Raw genomic sequence first — 18,728 nt, 5'->3', positions numbered from 1 at the left:
ACATTAGTTATCCGCTACTTCTTGCTCGATAAGACCTAGGCGGGCAAGCGCCAGATCATAACCGCCCGAACCGTAGTTCAAGCAACGTTTGACACGCGAGATCGTTGCTGTTGAAGCACCGGTCGCCTTTTCGATTTTGTGATACGTATTGCCTTCACGTAATTGACGTGCGACTTCCAGACGTTGGGCGAGCGCCTGGATTTCGTTGACGGTCGCTAAGTCTTCGAACAACGTATAACAATCTTCTAATGAATCCATCTTCATGATGGCTGTAAATAACTGATCTAGTTCTTTTCCACGCAATTTATCGAGTTGCATCTTGTGACTCCCTTTCCCATTCAATTGCTCTTTAATAGTTTAAAGCGCGACGTTTTAAAATTCAAGCGTCATCGCAAAATCGCCGGGAAAAGGACTTTTTTCCGAAGGACTTCGTAAATACCTTGTGGTGTGATCCGCACATATGGTAGATGTGTCGACGCTAGGAATAGCAACGTATAGACCGGATCTTCAAAGGCATATCCACGGGCAAATAATGCCTCCCGTAAAGCGGTTTCTTGAACGATCAAATCCTCGAGTGGTAAGTCGGACGTCTGCCCCATTAAGGTCAATGGAACTTCAGCGATGACTTCTCCGTCTTCGACGAGAACGATTCCACCGCCAAATGTTTTCATCCGCTCAAACGCGACTTGCATATCTCGTTTTGATTTACCGATCATCAAAATATCACCACTAATCGAGTACGAACTGACGAGACCTCCGACTTGTGTCGCAAAGTTCTTCAAGACGGTATTCAAACGCCACTTCCCTTCGCGGTCCAGTAGCATTAGGAAGGATTCATCGCAACCTGCTGGTAGCATAGGTACACTCGTGTCATGCTCGACTTGATAGAGCTTCATGATGACGGAATTGACCATTTCAAGACCAACCGGCATGCTGAATGAAAAATCCTGCTCCGTTAAGGAAATCTGGACTTCTGATTGTGGCATAAGGGCATAAGCAGCATCAAGCGCTTCGGCTGGGTAACATGGAATGTCGGCTTGACGGACCCATATGCCGCGTGCAAGTACAGCGACAGGTGTCGGAGCATCTTTTGCCTCAAGGAAATTGAGATGTGCAATCCGTCCTGGCGCGATACTTCCGAGTAGATGATCGAGATTAAAATGACGTGCTGCATTGTATGACGCAATCCGGTATGCTTCTTCGACCGGAATGCCTGCCTCGAGCATCAGTCGGATCGTCTCATCCATCATACCCGCTTTATAAAAGGACGGTGTCGAACCATCTGTTGTCACTAGTACCTTATCGAACTGCGTCAATCCCGCTTCGACAAGCCCCTTAAAGATATCCGGTAGATCCGGACGAATCGATGAATAACGAATCGTCGTCGTATAACCAAGTTCAAGACGTGTCATCGCTTCTTCGACCGTCATTGCCTCGTGATCACTCGTCACACCATACAGCGCCATCTTTGTCAGCGTCTTCGCTGAAGCACCAGGGAAATGACCTTCGATTGGTTTTCCAAGTTTGATCGCATCCTGCATCCAGTGGAGCAGTTCATCGTCCCCTTGCGAGAGACGTGGCCATCCCGTCAACTCACCCGCTTGGATGACTTGTGGATGTTTAAGCCATGCTTGAATCCGGCGATTATCGATCGAGATACTATCGGCATCAAGCTCGGTCTGCGCGTCGAGTCGTGCCCACCAGTACATCGAGGTCGGTAAGTCCGCTAGCGCCTCGACTTGAGCAAACGCTTGCTCCGTCGGCTCTAATAATAACAACATGTTGTCGTTGACGAGGGTCGATGTTCCTCGCTCTGCTGCGAATTTTGCAAGACTCGCTGGATTATAAAGTTGAAACGGATGGGCATGAGGTTCAATGTAACCGGGTACGATATATTGACCTGTCGCATCATGGTAGGCATCGGCTTGTTCCGGCATCTCTGGACCGACATAGACGATCCGGTCGCCACTGATCCAGATGTTCGCCGTCCGCCATGCTTTGACACCATGATTTAGGTACGTAGCATTCTGTATGACAAGTGTCGGTGCAAGCTTTCCGCTGATGACCGCTTGGTGTGTTCGTACTTCAGATTTCGTCCAAGGGGATCTTCCACAATTTTTTTTCACGAAAGCTCGACCTCCTTTATTTTATTGAAAACGCTTTCTTATAGTTCTTATACTAAAATGTTGCTAAGTAAGTTTCAAGAAGTTTTGCCCCGTTCCGGATTCATTTGGTCAAAATAACACAAATTCGCCATGGAAGACAAATCTTTTCGTGCACTTCGCCAAGAAATAAAAAAACCAGACGAGACTCTGTCGAGTGCGTCTGGTTCAACTATCATGATTCATGTGAGGCACGAAAGGCTTTTTGAGCGATATCAGTTCGGTAAAAGAATGGCTGATGCGTCACGTCTGGTAAGTTCGCATAGACCTGTTCGACAGCTTGCTCGATCGTCTCTGCACGACTGACACAGACGAGGACACGTCCACCGGCTGAGACAAGTTGACCGGATTGTTCTGCTGTTCCGGCATGAAAAACGAGAAGGTCATCCCCGATCTGATCGAGTGGAATCATTTGTCCCGTTTTTGGCGCTTCTGGATATCCTTCTGCAGCGACGACGACACCGACAGCTGCTTGGTCCGTCCAAACGACTTCTGGTGTCTGTCCGTCCATCAGTGGTCTGATGACATCAAGTAACGGTGTCTCTAAGCGTGGGAGAATGACTTCCGTCTCCGGATCACCGAACCGAGCATTGAACTCGATGACGAACGGTCCTTGTTTCGTCAACATCAGACCGGCATAGAGGAAGCCAGTGAACGGTATTCCTTCGCTTGCCATCTGATCGACGAGCGGCTGTATGATGCGATCAACAGCTTCTGTCGTCAACGCTGCCTCGTCCCACTGAGGTAACGGTGAATACGCGCCCATTCCTCCTGTGTTCGGACCTAAGTCACCGTCAAATGCCCGTTTATGATCTTGCGACAATACCATCGGAATGACCGTCTCTTCGTGGACGAACGCCATCAACGAACACTCTTCCCCGACCAAACACTCTTCGATGACGACGCGGCTTTGCTGCCCGTATTCCCCGGCAAACGTATCGTGGATCGCTGCAAGTGCCTGGTCCACAGTTTCTGCGACCGTGACCCCTTTTCCGGCAGCGAGTCCGTCGGCTTTGATGACAATCGGTGCACCCGCTTTGCGAACATACGCTTCTGCCTCTGCTGCTGAAGTAAAGACGGCGTGAGCAGCGGTCGGAATACCGGCACGCGCCATCAATTCTTTCGCGAACTGCTTACTTCCCTCGATTGCCGCAGCTTCCCGTGTCGGTCCGAAAACCTGCAGTCCCGCTGCCTGAAAGGCGTTAACGACCCCGAGAACGAGTGGTCCTTCTGGTCCGACGATCGTCCAATCAATCTGTTCGTCTTGTGCGAACGCCACGAGTTCATCGATGGCATTTTCGGCGATCGGAACACATGTAGCTTGTGTCATCCCGGCATTCCCAGGCGCAGCATACACTGTGTCGATCCGTTCATCCTGTGCCAGCTTCCAGACGAGCGCGTGTTCACGCCCTCCTTTACCAATCACCAATACCTTCATTCAAATCGCCTCCGCTTAGTGTTTGAAATGTCGAACGTTCGTAAAGACCATCGTGATGCCGTGTTGGTTACACGCATCGATCGACTCTTGATCGCGAATCGAGCCGCCTGGTTGAATGATTGCTGTAATGCCAGCTGCTGCTGCCGCTTCGACCGTATCGCCCATTGGGAAGAAGGCATCGGAAGCAAGGGACGCGCCGATCGCTTTTTCCCCAGCTTGCGTGATTGCAATGTTCGCTGAACCAACACGGTTCATCTGTCCTGCACCGACACCGACGGTTACTTCGTCTTTTGCGAGAACGATCGCATTCGACTTGACGTGTTTGACAGCGCGCCATGCGAGTTTCAAGTCTTCCCATTCCGCTGCTGTCGGTTTGCGGTCTGTCACGACACGTGCTGCTGCATCATCTAATGTCTCATCGTCACTGTCTTGGACGAGCATACCGCCGGCAACTGCTGTATAGCGGATCGCTTGGACACGTTTGACGTCAAGTTCAAGCAGACGAATGTTCTTTTTCGCTGACAATAAGGCGAAGGCTTCTTCCGTAAAGGACGGGGCAATGATGATTTCAAGGAAGATACCGCTTAGTTGTTCTGCTGTCTCTAGGTCGACTTCACGGTTCAAGGCGACGATGCCTCCGAAAATTGAAACCGGATCGGCTGCATGCGCGCGACGGAATGCCTCTCCGATCGTTGGACCGACGGCAACACCACACGGGTTCATGTGTTTGACGACGACGGCTGCTGCTTCGCGGAACTCGTCGAGAATTTCGAGTGCAGCGTTCGCATCTTGGATGTTGTTATACGACAACTCTTTACCATGCAACTGTTTCGCTGAAGCGAGGGAAGCCCCACGGTAAATTGGTGTTTTATAAAAGGCTGCTTCTTGGTGTGGATTTTCTCCGTAACGGAGATCCTGGACTTTCTCAAGCGTGATCGTCAACTGGTCCGGGAACTTCTCGCCTGTTTGCGTCAAGAAATAATCCGCGATCAACGCATCGTACGCCGCTGTATGACGGAAGGCTTTCGCTGCAAGACGTTGGCGTGTCTCAAACGTTGTTCCACCTTCACGAACCTCAGCAACGACTGTTTCGTAATCAGCTGGATCGACGACGACCGTCACAGCCGCGTGGTTCTTCGCTGCAGATCGCAACATGCTTGGACCACCGATATCGATGTTCTCAATCGCATCCGCATACGCAACGTCTTCTTGTAAAACTGTCTGCTTGAACGGATACAAATTGACGACGACGAAATCAATTGGTTGAATCTGTTGCGCAGCCATCTGTTCGCGATGGGATTCAAGATCACGACGACCAAGTAGTCCACCGTGGACCATCGGATGAAGTGTCTTGACACGTCCATCGAGCATCTCTGGGAATTGTGTGACTTCACTGATACCAATGACCGGAAGCCCAGCTTCCTCTAATGCTTGATGTGTTCCGCCTGTCGAGACAAGCTCGATCCCTGCTTCATGAAACGCTCGTCCTAGTTCGACGATCCCTGTTTTATCCGACACACTAATTAACGCTCTCATACGTTTGCCTCCTCTTTCATCCACTCTTCGATGACTTGCGGATACAGTCTATGTTCGACACGCTGAATCGCTTGTTGCAACGTTTCACGCGTCATCTCTTCTGTAATCCGAACGGCTTCTTGAGCCATGATGGGTCCTGTGTCCATTCCTTCATCGACTATATGAATTGTAACACCTGTGATTTTAACTCCGCCACGAAACGCTTGTCCGATCGCATCTTTTCCCGGGAACGCCGGAAGCAGCGACGGATGAATGTTGACAATTCGCCCTGCGTATCGTCCGAGCAACTCTTCCCCGATCAAACGCATGTACCCGGCAAGGATGATCCGTTCAACACCTTTTGCTTTAAGACGAGCGATGATCTCCCGCTCAAAGCTCGGTTTATCCGGATAGTCCTTTGCTCGAAAGACGAAGATGTCACATCCACGTCGTTTTGCTCGCTCGATGACTGCTGCGTCCGGTTGATCGCAGACGATCAGTTCGATCGAGGCATGTAACGTTCCTGCCTCGATTGCTTCAAAAAGTGCTTCGACATTACTACCGCTTCCTGATGCAAAACAGGCGATCTTCATGCGTCGACCCCTTGAATCCGGACACCTTCTTGATCGGTCACGTGACCAATCACGTACGCCGTCTCATTTTCACGAGCGAGGCGTGCTGTTACTTCCACGACATCTTCCGGTTTGACGATCAACATGAAACCAATCCCCATGTTGAAGACATTATACATGTCATGTCGTGGCAGATCACCTGCTTGCTCGAGCCAGTCGAAGACCGGTAACGTCGGCCACTTTTTCGGATCAAACGATGCACCAAGACCCTCTGGCAAGACGCGTGGTACGTTTTCGTAGAAACCGCCACCTGTAATATGGACCATCGCTTGAATCTTTTCCGTCTCAAGGGCAGCTTTGACCGCTTCGACGTAGATACGTGTCGGCATGAGAAGGGCATTACCAAGTGTATGACCGAGCATCATGACTTCATCTTCGTAGCTAAGGCCACTCTCGGCGACAATTTTACGGACAAGTGAAAAGCCGTTCGAATGGACACCGGACGAAGCAAGACCGAGAATGACATCGCCTGCTGCGACCTTGTCACCGGTAATCAATTTTTGCTTCTCGACGGCACCGACGGCAAAACCAGCGATGTCGTATTCGCCATCCGCATACATCCCTGGCATTTCTGCCGTCTCACCACCAATCAACGTACAGCCCGCTTGGACACATCCTTCAGCAACACCGGCGACGATCCGTTCGATCTTCGCTGGAATCGCCTGACCGAGCGCGATGTAGTCGAGGAAATAAAGTGGTTCTGCACCTTGGACGATGATATCGTTCACACACATCGCAACACAGTCGATCCCGATCGTATCGTGTTGTTCGAGTGCGAAGGCAAGCTTGAGTTTCGTACCGACCCCGTCTGTTCCACTGACGAGGACCGGTTCTTTCAACTGCAATTGGCTGAGGTCGAACATCGCACCAAAGCTACCGAGTCCCGTTAATACTTCTTTGCGCATCGAACGGGCGACGTGTTTTTTCATTCGAGTGACGGACTCATATCCTGCCGTCAGACTCACACCTGCTGCTTCGTAATGTTTGCTCATGTTCTTCCCCCATCTATCAAAGTTTAGCTTCTAACTCGAGCGAACCGAGCGGTGTCGGATACTCTCCTGTGAAGCAAGCGGTACATTGTCCTTTTAATGGTCCTTCAAACGGGCGGTCGATTGCATCGACCATACCCGGTACAGTTAGGAATTCAAGTGAATCAGCACCGATTTCTTGACGGATTTCTTCCGGCATCAACCGGGCAGAGATCAACTCGTCTTTTGACGATGTATCAATCCCGTAATAACATGGATTCGTAATCGGTGGTGCCGTGATACGGACATGAACTTCCGTTGCACCGGCTTCACGTAATAAACCGACGATGCGGCGACTCGTCGTTCCTCGGACGATCGAATCATCGACCATGATGACACGCTTCCCTTGTACGACACCGCGTAACGCAGACAACTTCATTTTGACCCCACGTTCCCGTAACTCCTGTGACGGCTGGATGAACGTCCGTCCGACATAACGATTCTTGATCAATCCCATTTCATACGGAATACCACTCGCTTCCGCGTAACCGATCGCTGCCGAGATACTGGAATCCGGTACCCCTGTAACGACGTCTGCTTCGACCGGTGCTTCTTCATACATCTTTTTCCCGAGTGCTTTCCGGGCCGTATGGACGTTGACGCCATCAATGATTGAATCTGGACGTGAGAAGTAGATGTATTCCATCGAACACATCGCTCGTTCGCGTGGTTGCATGTATTGACGAGACGACATACCGTGTTCTGTGATCGTCACGAGCTCCCCCGGCTCGATATCACGAATGAACTCTGCACCGACGATATCAAAGGCACATGTCTCTGACGCAAATACGATGCCGCCGTCCGGTGTCTTCCCGAGTGACAGTGGACGCAGTCCGTGTGGATCAACCGCCACGAATAACGTATCTTCCGTTAAAAAGAGGAAGGCAAATGCCCCGACAAGACGCGCGAGACTGTCGGCAATCCGGTCTTCAAGTGTATCGAGCTTACTGCGTTTGACGAGATGGGCGACGACTTCCGTATCGCTCGTCGTCTGAAAGATTGCACCTTCTGCTTCGAGTAGATGTTTCAGTGAATCCGCGTTGACGAGGTTCCCGTTGTGTGCGAGAGCGAGATCTCCCGTCCGCGACTTGAAATGCAGCGGTTGGGTATTCTCAAGTGTGTTTCCACCTGCTGTCGAATACCGGACGTGTCCGATCGCATGATGTCCTTTAAGATTCGTCAGTATCTCTTCCGAAAAGACTTCCGTCACCAGTCCTTGCCCGCGGTGCGGGAAGAGGTCGTCGCCGTCACTCGTGACGATGCCTGCCCCTTCCTGTCCCCGGTGTTGCAAACTATGCAAGCCGTAGTAAGCGAGTTGCGCTGCATTCGGTTGTCCGAAGATCCCGAAGACGCCACACTCCTCATTTAGTCCTTTGATGTCATATAACACGCGATTGCTCCTTCCCAGTCTCCCTGTAAGGTCGAACGGTCTGCTTCGATCCGTGTCTCTGCCGTCTCGATGACAAGAAGCTCATCGTTCGTGACGACACCGATCGCTTGAGCACCGGTCCGTTGTTCGAATGCTGCAACGTGCGTTTGTGGCACAGTGACGACGAAACGTGATTGCGATTCACTGAACAGATGTAACGTTGGTCCATCAAACTGAACCGTCAACCCAAAGTTCGTTCCAAACGTCATCTCAGCGAGGGCGATTGCGAGACCACCTTCTGATACATCATGCATCGCATTGACTTCACCTGCTTGTACTGCTTGTTGTAACACTTGTAAGCGTGCATGTTCGACTGCTAAATCGATTTGTGGTGCGCGACCGAATGATTTACCGAATTGCATATATTGAAGCTCACTACCACCAAACTCGGCTGTTGTTTCACCTAACAGATAAATCTTGTCACCTGCTTGTTTGACGTGTTGCGTTGTGATCCATTCGGTTTGCTCGTGTAATCCGACCATTCCGACGACCGGTGTCGGGTGAACCGCTTGACCAGCTGACTCATTGTAGAGCGAGACGTTTCCACCGATAACAGGTGTCTCAAGGACACGACATGCTTCCGCCATACCAGCTGTTGCTTGCTGCAACTGCCAGAATCCTTCTGGTTTATCCGGATTTCCGAAGTTCAGGCAATCCGTGATGGCAAGTGGTGTCGCCCCACTCGCGACGATATTACGAGCTGCTTCTGCAACGGCGATCTGTCCACCGACATATGGATCCAAGTAGACGAAGCGACTGTTGCAGTCGGTCGTCATGGCGAGTGCCTTGTTCGTACCACGGACACGGATAACGGCTGCATCAGATCCCGGTGCGACGACCGTCGATGTCTGGACCATATGATCGTACTGATCGTAGACCCAGCGTTTTGAAGCGATTGTCGGCTGACGGAGTAGTGCTCGCCATGTCTCAACAACGTCTTCGACGACTGGAAGTGTCTCTTCCATCGCTTGAAATTCTTCATAATACGCAGGAACGCGAGATGGTTTTTCATAGACTGGTGCTTCTTCCGCTAACGCGTCAACCGGAACTTCCGCCACGATATCCCCATGATGGATCAACCGTAAGACTTTCTCTTCAATGACTTCTCCGACGTGAACGGCATGGAGCCCCCATTTGCTGACGATTGCTTCAATCTCTGCTTCGCGCCCCCGTTTAACGACGAGTAACATTCGCTCTTGTGATTCTGAGAGCATCATTTCGTAGGCTGTCATCCCTGTCTCCCGTTGCGGGACGTCATCGAGGTGCATCTCGATGCCCATGCCTGCTTTTGAAGCCATCTCCGCTGAAGAAGATGTTAGTCCAGCAGCGCCCATATCCTGCATCCCGACCAGTGCTGGATGACCAACGATCTCAAGACAAGCTTCAATCAATAGCTTCTCCATGAACGGATCGCCGACTTGAACAGCCGGTCGTTTTGCTTCCGTATCTTCTCCGAGATCTTCCGAGGCAAACGTCGCACCATGAATACCATCGCGCCCAGTAGCTGCACCGACATACATGACTGAGTTCCCGACACCTTTTGCCTGACCTTTTTGAATATCGGCATGGTTGATCAAACCGATACACATCGCATTGACGAGTGGATTTCCTTCATACGAACGATCAAATCCGATTTCGCCACCGATCGTTGGAATACCGACGCAGTTGCCATACCCCGCGATTCCAGCGACGACTTGTTCGAACAGTTGATTGACACGCGGTGTACCGAGATGACCGAAACGAAGCGAGTTCATGAGCGCAACTGGGCGTGCGCCCATCGAGAAGATGTCACGAATGATACCGCCGACGCCTGTTGCAGCGCCTTGATACGGTTCAACAGCGGATGGATGGTTGTGGCTTTCAATCTTAAAGACGACAGCCTGCTCATCACCGATATCAACGACTCCTGCTCCTTCACCCGGTCCCTGTAAGACACGTGGTCCAGTCGTCGGGAATTGACGAAGGACGGGTTTAGATGTCTTGTATGAACAATGCTCAGACCACATGACCGAAAACAATCCTGTTTCCGTATAGTTCGGTTGGCGTCCGAGTAAATCGACGACCATCTGGTATTCCGTATCACTTAATCCCATCGTGGCATAAACGCGTTGCTCTTGAATCAATTCTGGTGTTGGTTCAGACTGTTGTTTTAGCATGGTGTGCCCCCTGTTTGACGAGTGAAGTAAAGAGTTTCAATCCATCTGTTCCGCCAGTCAATAGCTCGACTGCTCGTTCTGGGTGTGGCATCATCCCAAGAACATTGCCAGCTTTATTCGTGATCCCGGCGATATCACCGCGCGAACCGTTCGGATTATCGACATATGTGAAGGCGATTTGCCCGTTCGTTTGGAGCATCGCGTAAGTCGCATCGTCGCAGTAGTAGTTTCCTTCGCCATGTGCGATTGGAATCGAGATCGTCTCGCCTGGCAGATAATCTGATGTAAACCGTGTCTTCGTGTTTTCAACCTTCAGTTCGACCGTCCGACACATGAACTTCAAACCGTTATTTCGATGCAAGACACCTGGTAAGAGTCCCGCTTCGACAAGAATCTGGAATCCGTTACAGACACCAAGGACGGTTTTTCCTTCTGTTGCAAAACGTTTGACCTCTTCCATAATCGGTGAGAAGCGTGCGATTGCCCCGCAACGAAGGTAATCTCCGTAGGAAAATCCACCTGGTAACAGGACGCCGTCATAACCCTCAAGTGAGGTTTCGGTATGGAAGACGTATTCGGCTTCTTCTCCGAGCGCATCCTTAACCGCATGGTACATATCTAAATCACAGTTCGATCCCGGAAAGACGATGACCGCGAACTTCATGCTGGCGTCACCTCTTCGATCGTAATCTGATAATCTTCCATCACCGTGTTAACGAGTAATTTTTGACACATCTCATGAATCATCGCTTCTGTCGTTTCCGTTTCAACGAGCAGTTCAATCTGTTTTCCGATTCGAACACTCTCGACACCCGTAAAACCAAGCTGTTGCAATCCGCCTTTTACAGCAACTCCTTGTGGATCTAAAATGCTTTCCCGTAATGCGATCGATACGATGACTTTTTTCATTGTGTGTTTCCCCCTAGGCGATTGAATAGTGTTTGGTAAGTCTCTGTCAGTGAACCGATATTGCGTCGGAAGACATCTTTATCGAGATGTTCTCCAGTTTCCTGATCCCACAGGCGGCATGTATCAGGTGAAATCTCATCAGCCAGTAGAATCGTTCCATCTGCCGTCTTGCCGTATTCCAATTTAAAATCAATCAACGTGATTCCGTTTTGACGGAAGTAAGGTTGCAAGACTTCATTCACGCGAAGTGCTTTGTCCGACAGCTCTTCTAGCTCCTCAGAAGTCGAAATCTTCAGTAAATTGATGTGCGATGAGGTGACGAGTGGATCGCCTAACGTATCATCTTTATAGTAGAACTCAACGATTGGTGTTTCGAGCACCGTACCTTCTTCGATACCGAGCCGTTTACTCAAGCTTCCTGCGACGACGTTCCGGACGACGACTTCGAGTGGAATGATAGTGACACGACGTACGAGCTGTTCGCGCTCCGAGACACGCTCAATGAAATGTGTCGGAATGCCCGCTTGTTCGAGGATTTCAAAGAAATGACTCGTCAATCGGTTGTTCAATTCGCCTTTTCCAGCAAATACTTCTTTTTTCTCGCCGTTGAATGCCGTGGCCTCGTCTTTATAGACGATCCGGAGCACATCCTGCTCCTGCGTCGTGTACAATCGTTTTGCTTTTCCTTCATAAAGTGGTTGCATCGCTTTCGTCCCCCATGATCCTAAGATGTAGACGGGGCAAATGCCCCGTCTCAGGTTGATTAGTTCAAGCCACACCGTTCAAAAATTTCATCGACACGACTCGTATGGTACGTCGGATCGAAACACGCATCGAGCTCTTCTTCTGTGAACAGCTGTTGAATGTCCTGTTCTTGCCACAATAAGTCACGGAACATGATTTGTTCTTCCCACGCCTGCATCGCACGCGGTTGAACGAAATCATACGCTGCTTCACGCGACCAGCCTTTTTCGATTAAAGCGAGTAAGACATGTCCAGAGAAGATGACCCCAAACGTCCGGTCCATGTTCCGCTTCATGTTGTCCGGGAAGACCGTCAAGTTCTTCACGATGTTTCCGAAACGGTTCAACATGTAGTTGAGCAGTCCTGTTGCGTCCGGAAGAATGATGCGTTCTGCCGAAGAGTGCGAGATATCCCGTTCGTGCCAGAGTGAGACGTTCTCGTACGCCGTCACCATGTGTCCACGGATGACTCGGGCAAGACCTGTCATGTTCTCAGAGCCGATCGGATTCCGCTTGTGCGGCATCGCCGATGATCCTTTTTGACCTTTAGCGAAGAATTCTTCGACTTCACGCGTTTCCGTCTTTTGTAGACCGCGGATCTCCGTTGCCATCTTTTCAATCGATGTCGCGATCAGAGCAAGCGTCGACATATAGTGTGCATGACGATCGCGTTGTAACGTCTGTGTGGAAACTGGAGCTGGTTTCGTTCCTAACTTTTCGCAGACGTATTTTTCAATGAACGGATCGATATTCGCGAATGTTCCGACGGCTCCTGACATCTTGCCGTATTCGACCGTCTCACGTGCTGCTTCGAAGCGGACTTTGTTTCGTTTCATCTCTTCGTACCAAAGCGCTAGTTTCAGACCGAACGTCGTCGGTTCTGCATGTACGCCATGCGTTCGTCCCATCATGACCGTATATTTATGTTCGTTCGCTTTGACCTTTAAGATGTCGATGAATCGATCGAGGTCTGCAGCAAGAATGTCGTTTGCTTGCTTCAACAGATATGAGAGTGCTGTATCGACGACGTCCGTTGACGTTAGTCCGTAATGAACCCATTTACGTTCTTCTCCGAGTGTCTCAGAGACAGCACGCGTAAAGGCGATGACATCATGACGTGTCTCTTGTTCGATTTCAAGGATCCGGTTGACATCAAAAGAGGCATTGTCCCAAAGTAATTGAACGTCCTCTTTCGGGATGACTCCTAGTTCACTCCATGCTTCACACGCAAGAATCTCGACTTTTAACCAAGCCTCGAATTTGTTTTGTTCGGTCCAGATCGCTTTCATCTCAGGACGTGTATACCGTTCGATCATTGAACTGTCTCCTTCCATATCGACAGGCGTTCGACTTCTGCCAAAGCATCGTCGACCGTGTCCGCAAGGATGTTTAAATGTCCCATCTTGCGACCTGTCTTGGCTTCTGCTTTTCCATATAAGTGAACTTTCGTCCGAGCGCTTAGTCTCGGTAGTTCCTCGTATAATGCTGTGACATGCTGACCCAGGATGTTCGCCATGACGACCGGTGTCGTCAGACGGGTATCACCGAGTGGAAGACCACTGATGGCACGGATATGTTGCTCGAATTGGGATGTTTCGCAAGCATCGATTGAATAGTGACCCGAATTGTGTGGTCGGGGTGCTAGTTCATTGACGATTAGTCTAGAACCGACGACGAACAACTCGATGGCGAGTGTACCGATCAACCCGACAGCATCCGCGATCGATTCAGCGAGCGCAATTGCTTCTTGTTCGAGCGATTCGGAAATGCGAGCCGGTACGATCGATAGATGCAAGATATTTTCCCGATGAATGTTCTCACTGACTGGGAAGACGCGTGTTTCTGTTGCGCTTCGCGTCACGATGACGGAAATTTCCTGATCAAACGGTAACCACTGCTCCGCGACATACTCTGTCGGTTCGAATCGTTCGATTGCCGCTTGGAACTGTTCTTCCGTCCGAATGACGGTCTGTCCTTTTCCGTCGTATCCGAATCGTGCTGTCTTCAAGACGAACGGTAATCCGAGTCGTTGCTTCGCTTCCTCTAAGTCAGCAGGATCTGTCACCGGATAGTATGGAGCGACGGAATGCCCGATGCGTTCAATCATCTCTTTTTCTCGAACTCGATGTTGCGTTTGAAAGAGGAGATTCGTTCCGTGAATCAGTTTCGTTCCGATCGCTTCAGCGACTTCCGTTGAGATATTCTCGAATTCGTAGGTGACGACATCCGATTCAGCTGTAAGTTGCTTCGCTGCTTCAATATCCGTGAAAGCTGCCTGAATGTGTTGATCCGCCACTTGCGCACACGGTGCGTTGTCTGTTGGATCAAGCGTCAGAATCTCAAAGCCCATCTCACGGGCGGACAGTGCCATCATTCGACCGAGTTGACCTCCACCTAATATTCCGATTCGCTTCATAGTAGGTTCCCTCCAGATGCAATGACGTCCCCTTCGAGTTCGACACGCATATGATCGAGCTTACGGGCAAGTCGTTCATCTTGAATCGACAGAATTTGAGCGGCTAGCAATCCAGCGTTTTTTGCGCCTGCTTCTCCAATCGCGACTGTTGCAACCGGTACACCACCTGGCATTTGAACAATCGAGAGCAAGGAATCAATTCCTTGGAGCGCTTTACTCTTCACAGGAACACCGATGACGGGTAATGTCGTTTTAGCGGCGACCATGCCTGGTAGATGAGCGGCACCGCCTGCACCGGCAATGATGACCTTCAGTCCTCGTTCACGTGCTGATTCAGCATAACGAAACATCAGATCCGGTGTCCGGTGTGCGGAGACGACTTTTTTTTCATATGGAATCTCAAGTTGCTCCAACACATCGCATGTATGTTTCATCGTTTCCCAATCCGATTGACTTCCCATGATGACGCCGACTTCTACATTTCCCATCGCTGTTTCCTCCTTTGTGCATAAAAAAAGCCCAAACCACGGCTAAAAGGGTGGCTTAGGGTATAAAAAGGTACGCCAAAGAAATATCGACGAACATCCATATACCCCATAGTCCAACGATTTAGGGTCGTTGGGTAGAAACTTGCAAGCCATATCCCTGCTATTATACGAGGTGTTTATATTCAATCATCCTGTCACGACTTCATCTTAACAAGTCCATCCCAAGGCGTCAACCAAAGGCGAACGATTTAATTATCTGAAAATTTATCGTTCGGTTTTAAAAGCGGTTTTTCTGATTTCATCGATTGTCCATTCGGAGTTTATTTTCTTGAAAGGCATCACATGGAATCAAGAACGAAAAGAGCACCCTCCACATGAATCGGAGGATGCTCTAGGCAGTTACTCATTCTCTTTCACTTTACAATCGAAGACGATTTGTTGACGAATTGGATACGGTTCGCCATTAGCGTCTAATCCAAAGATCGGTTCTTCTCGTCGGACCGTCGGGCGGTATCCCATGGCATCGATACGATCCAAACAAGCACCAATCGTCTCGTTCTCTTCGACGGCTACACGTAGTTTCGTTTTTTTCGCCATATCCCTGTTCAGTCCCTTCATTAAAATGGATACGTGTCTTTCTACAAAAAGACACAAAAAAGCGGCGGCACTTGAGCGTATGCTCCAGAACCACCGTTTGCCTGGCAACGTCCTATCCTCACAGGGGGAAGCCCCCAACTACTTTCGGCGTTCAAGTGCTTAACTTCCGTGTTCGGCATGGGAACGGGTGTGACCACTTGGCTATCGTCACCAGACGACGGGCTCGCGCCCTCAAAACTGAAGTCATCAACAAGCATCTGCTAGAACAAGGCCTCGACCGATTAGTATCACTCAGCTCCACATGTCGCCATGCTTCCACCCGTGACCTATCTACCTCATCGTCTCTGAGGGGTCTTTCTTGATTACTCAAAGGGAAATCTCATCTTGGAGGGGGCTTCATGCTTAGATGCTTTCAGCATTTATCCCGTCCGCACGTAGCTACCCAGCGATGCTCCTGGCGGAACAACTGGTACACCAGCGGTGCGTCCATCCCGGTCCTCTCGTACTAAGGACAGCTCTCCTCAAATTTCCTGCGCCCACGACGGATAGGGACCGAACTGTCTCACGACGTTCTGAACCCAGCTCGCGTACCGCTTTAATGGGCGAACAGCCCAACCCTTGGGACCTACTCCAGCCCCAGGATGCGATGAGCCGACATCGAGGTGCCAAACCTCCCCGTCGATGTGGACTCTTGGGGGAGATCAGCCTGTTATCCCCAGGGTAGCTTTTATCCGTTGAGCGATGGCCCTTCCATGCGGAACCACCGGATCACTAAGCCCGACTTTCGTCCCTGCTCGACTTGTAGGTCTCGCAGTCAAGCTCCCTTCTGCCTTTGCGCTCTACGAATGATTTCCAACCATTCTGAGGGAACCTTTGGGCGCCTCCGTTACTGTTTAGGAGGCGACCGCCCCAGTCAAACTACCCGCCTGACACGGTCCTCCAGCCGGATCACGGCTGCGAGTTAGAGACTCTATGCATGAAGGGCGGTATCCCAAGGGTGACTCCTCCGAAGCTGGCGCTCCGGGCTCGACGTCTCCCGCCTATCCTGTACATCATGCACAAAGCCTCAATATCAGGCTGTAGTAAAGCTCCATGGGGTCTTTCCGTCCTGTCGCGGGTAACCTGCATCTTCACAGGTACTATGATTTCACCGGGTCTCTCGTTGAGACAGTGCCCAAATCGTTACGCCTTTCGTGCGGGTCGGAACTTACCCGACAAGGAATTTCGCTACCTTAGGACCGTTATAGTTACGGCCGCCGTTTACTGGGGCTTCGGTTCAAAGCTTCGCTTGCGCTAACCCATCCCCTTAACCTTCCAGCACCGGGCAGGCGTCAGCCCCTATACGTCATCTTGCGATTTAGCAGAGACCTGTGTTTTTGCTAAACAGTCGTTTGGGCCTATTCACTGCGGCTCTACTCATGTAGAGCGTCCCTTCTCCCGAAGTTACGGGACCATTTTGCCGAGTTCCTTAACGAGAGTTATCCCGCGCGTCTTAGAATTCTCATCTCGCCTACCTGTGTCGGTTTACGGTACTGGCGCCTTCCCCCTCACTAGAGGCTTTTCTTGGCAGTGTGAAATCGTGACCTACGTCCCTACGGGACTCCGCATCGTTCCTTGACTGTAATGCCTGACGGATTTGCCAATCAGACGGTCTTGAAACTTGCACATGCACTTCCATCCGCATGCGTCACTATCCTCCTGCGTCCCCCCATTGTTCAAACGGTGGATCGGCGGTACAGGAATATCAACCTGTTATCCATCGCCTACGCCTTTCGGCCTCGGCTTAGGTCCAGACTAACCCTGAGCGGACGAGCCTTCCTCAGGAAACCTTGGGCTTTCGACGGAGGGGATTCTCACCCCTCTTTTCGCTACTCACACCGGCATTCTCACTTCCAAACGCTCCACTGCTCCTTCCGGTACAGCTTCACAGCGGTTTGGAACGCTCCCCTACCATTCCTTACGGAATCCGCAGCTTCGGTGGTATGTTTAGCCCCGTTACATTTTCGGCGCGGCGCCACTCGACTAGTGAGCTATTACGCACTCTTTGAATGGTGGCTGCTTCTAAGCCAACATCCTAGCTGTCTAGGCAGCGCCACATCCTTTTCCACTTAACATACACTTGGGGACCTTAGCTGGCGGTCTGGGCTGTTTCCCTCTTGACTACGGATCTTATCACTCGCAGTCTGACTCCCGAGTATAAGTTGCTGGCATTCGGAGTTTAACTGAATTCGGTAACCCTGTGGGGGCCCCTAGTCCAATCAGTGCTCTACCTCCAGAACTCTCAACCTCGAGGCTAGCCCTAAAGCTATTTCGGGGAGAACCAGCTATCTCCAGGTTCGATTGGCATTTCACCGCTACCCACACCTCATCCCCGCACTTTTCAACGTGCGTGGGTTCGGACCTCCAGTCAGTGTTACCTGACCTTCATCCTGGACATGGGTAGATCACCTGGTTTCGGGTCTACGACAACGCACTGAACGCCCTGTTCAGACTCGCTTTCGCTACGGCTCCGCCTCATCGGCTTAACCTCGCGCGTTATCGTAACTCGCCGGTTCATTCTACAAAAGGCACGCCATCACCCGTTAACGGGCTCTGACTACTTGTAGGCATACGGTTTCAGGATCTATTTCACTCCCCTTCCGGGGTGCTTTTCACCTTTCCCTCACGGTACTGGTTCACTATCGGTCACTAGGGAGTATTTAGCCTTGGGAGATGGTCCTCCCGGATTCCGACGGGGTTTCACGTGTCCCGCCGTACTCAGGATCCACTCTGGAGGGAAAACAGTTTCAGCTACAGGGCTGTCACCTTCTTCGGCCGACCTTTCCAGGTCCTTCACCTACTGTCTTCCTTTTTGACTCCGTATAGAGTGTCCTACAACCCCGAAGAGCATGCTCTCCGGTTTGGGCTGTTCCCGTTTCGCTCGCCGCTACTCAGGGAATCGCATTTGCTTTCTCTTCCTCCGGGTACTTAGATGTTTCAGTTCCCCGGGTCTGCCTCACGTTACACTATGTATTCATGTAACATGTCCCATCCCATTACAGATGGTGGGTTCCCCCATTCGGAAATCTTCGGATCAAAGCATACTTACTGCTCCCCGAAGCATATCGCTGTTCGTCGCGTCCTTCATCGGCTCCTAGTGCCAAGGCATCCACCGTACGCCCTTCATACCTTGATCTAGCGTTGGTATTCTAAGAACACACGTCTTAAATGACATG

Annotated in this window: 15 protein-coding genes, 2 rRNA genes and 1 riboswitch; all 17 genes read right to left on the bottom strand. The window is 50.8% G+C overall.

The genetic code is table 11. The annotated features are described in order from the left end of the window. Positions 1-3 precede the first annotated feature (3 nt). On the bottom strand, positions 4-318 hold the full coding sequence (locus ACN9MT_RS02450; protein ID WP_023467078.1) for a YerC/YecD family TrpR-related protein: 315 nt from the start codon (positions 316-318) through the stop codon (positions 4-6). Between the two features lie 68 nt (positions 319-386). Further along, positions 387-2,126 carry an adenine deaminase C-terminal domain-containing protein gene (locus ACN9MT_RS02445; protein ID WP_308102341.1) on the bottom strand — a complete coding sequence of 580 codons (1,740 nt, stop codon included), beginning with the start codon at positions 2,124-2,126 and terminating at the stop codon, positions 387-389. Positions 2,127-2,337: 211 nt separating this feature from the next. Further along, the gene (purD, locus tag ACN9MT_RS02440) at positions 2,338-3,600 is read right to left on the bottom strand and encodes a phosphoribosylamine--glycine ligase (RefSeq protein ID WP_426272715.1); all 1,263 of its coding nucleotides are present in this window, start codon (positions 3,598-3,600) and stop codon (positions 2,338-2,340) included. A 15-nt stretch (positions 3,601-3,615) separates the two neighbouring features. Continuing rightward, positions 3,616-5,136, bottom strand: coding sequence for a bifunctional phosphoribosylaminoimidazolecarboxamide formyltransferase/IMP cyclohydrolase (gene purH / locus ACN9MT_RS02435; RefSeq protein ID WP_035412295.1), 1,521 nt, complete (start codon positions 5,134-5,136; stop codon positions 3,616-3,618). Then, positions 5,133-5,708: a phosphoribosylglycinamide formyltransferase gene (purN, locus tag ACN9MT_RS02430; RefSeq protein ID WP_426272714.1), complete on the bottom strand. Its 576-nt coding sequence runs from the start codon at positions 5,706-5,708 to the stop codon at positions 5,133-5,135. Before purN ends, purH begins: the two co-directional genes overlap by 4 nt. Beyond that, a complete protein-coding gene (gene purM, locus ACN9MT_RS02425) occupies positions 5,705-6,739 on the bottom strand; it encodes a phosphoribosylformylglycinamidine cyclo-ligase (protein WP_329470041.1) in 1,035 nt (344 codons plus the stop codon). Before purM ends, purN begins: the two co-directional genes overlap by 4 nt. 16 nt (positions 6,740-6,755) lie before the next feature. Beyond that, a complete protein-coding gene (gene purF, locus ACN9MT_RS02420; protein ID WP_368916045.1) occupies positions 6,756-8,165 on the bottom strand; it encodes an amidophosphoribosyltransferase in 1,410 nt (469 codons plus the stop codon). Then, the gene (gene purL, locus ACN9MT_RS02415) at positions 8,141-10,360 is read right to left on the bottom strand and encodes a phosphoribosylformylglycinamidine synthase subunit PurL (RefSeq protein WP_426272713.1); all 2,220 of its coding nucleotides are present in this window, start codon (positions 10,358-10,360) and stop codon (positions 8,141-8,143) included. The genes purF and purL overlap by 25 nt, the downstream gene beginning before the upstream one ends. Further along, positions 10,341-11,024 (bottom strand): phosphoribosylformylglycinamidine synthase subunit PurQ, encoded by a 684-nt coding sequence (purQ, locus tag ACN9MT_RS02410; RefSeq protein WP_035412283.1) that lies wholly within the window; start codon positions 11,022-11,024, stop codon positions 10,341-10,343. The genes purL and purQ overlap by 20 nt, the downstream gene beginning before the upstream one ends. Further along, positions 11,021-11,269, bottom strand: a complete 249-nt coding sequence (gene purS, locus ACN9MT_RS02405; protein ID WP_023467069.1) for a phosphoribosylformylglycinamidine synthase subunit PurS — start codon at positions 11,267-11,269, stop codon at positions 11,021-11,023. The genes purQ and purS overlap by 4 nt, the downstream gene beginning before the upstream one ends. Beyond that, positions 11,266-11,973 carry a phosphoribosylaminoimidazolesuccinocarboxamide synthase gene (gene purC, locus ACN9MT_RS02400; protein WP_426272712.1) on the bottom strand — a complete coding sequence of 236 codons (708 nt, stop codon included), beginning with the start codon at positions 11,971-11,973 and terminating at the stop codon, positions 11,266-11,268. Before purC ends, purS begins: the two co-directional genes overlap by 4 nt. Positions 11,974-12,032: 59 nt before the next feature. Then, positions 12,033-13,328 carry an adenylosuccinate lyase gene (purB, locus tag ACN9MT_RS02395; RefSeq protein ID WP_035398969.1) on the bottom strand — a complete coding sequence of 432 codons (1,296 nt, stop codon included), beginning with the start codon at positions 13,326-13,328 and terminating at the stop codon, positions 12,033-12,035. Further along, positions 13,325-14,428 carry a 5-(carboxyamino)imidazole ribonucleotide synthase gene (gene purK, locus ACN9MT_RS02390; protein ID WP_290788107.1) on the bottom strand — a complete coding sequence of 368 codons (1,104 nt, stop codon included), beginning with the start codon at positions 14,426-14,428 and terminating at the stop codon, positions 13,325-13,327. The genes purB and purK overlap by 4 nt, the downstream gene beginning before the upstream one ends. Next, positions 14,425-14,916 (bottom strand): 5-(carboxyamino)imidazole ribonucleotide mutase, encoded by a 492-nt coding sequence (gene purE, locus ACN9MT_RS02385; protein WP_290754229.1) that lies wholly within the window; start codon positions 14,914-14,916, stop codon positions 14,425-14,427. Before purE ends, purK begins: the two co-directional genes overlap by 4 nt. An 89-nt stretch (positions 14,917-15,005) precedes the next feature. Continuing rightward, positions 15,006-15,107: riboswitch (purine riboswitch) on the bottom strand. Positions 15,108-15,315: 208 nt separating this feature from the next. After that, positions 15,316-15,513 (bottom strand): NETI motif-containing protein, encoded by a 198-nt coding sequence (locus tag ACN9MT_RS02380; RefSeq protein WP_023467064.1) that lies wholly within the window; start codon positions 15,511-15,513, stop codon positions 15,316-15,318. A gap of 99 nt (positions 15,514-15,612) precedes the next feature. Next, a 5S ribosomal RNA gene (rrf, locus tag ACN9MT_RS02375) occupies positions 15,613-15,728 on the bottom strand. Between the two features lie 46 nt (positions 15,729-15,774). After that, a 23S ribosomal RNA gene (locus ACN9MT_RS02370) occupies positions 15,775-18,688 on the bottom strand. Between the last annotated feature and the right edge of the window lie 40 nt (positions 18,689-18,728).

It is taken from the genome of Exiguobacterium sp. R-17 (genome assembly GCF_049913315.1).
GTDB lineage: Bacteria > Bacillota > Bacilli > Exiguobacteriales > Exiguobacteriaceae > Exiguobacterium_A.
The sequence above is the reverse complement of the archived record's forward strand: the minus strand, read 5'-3'. Positions and strand labels throughout refer to the sequence as shown.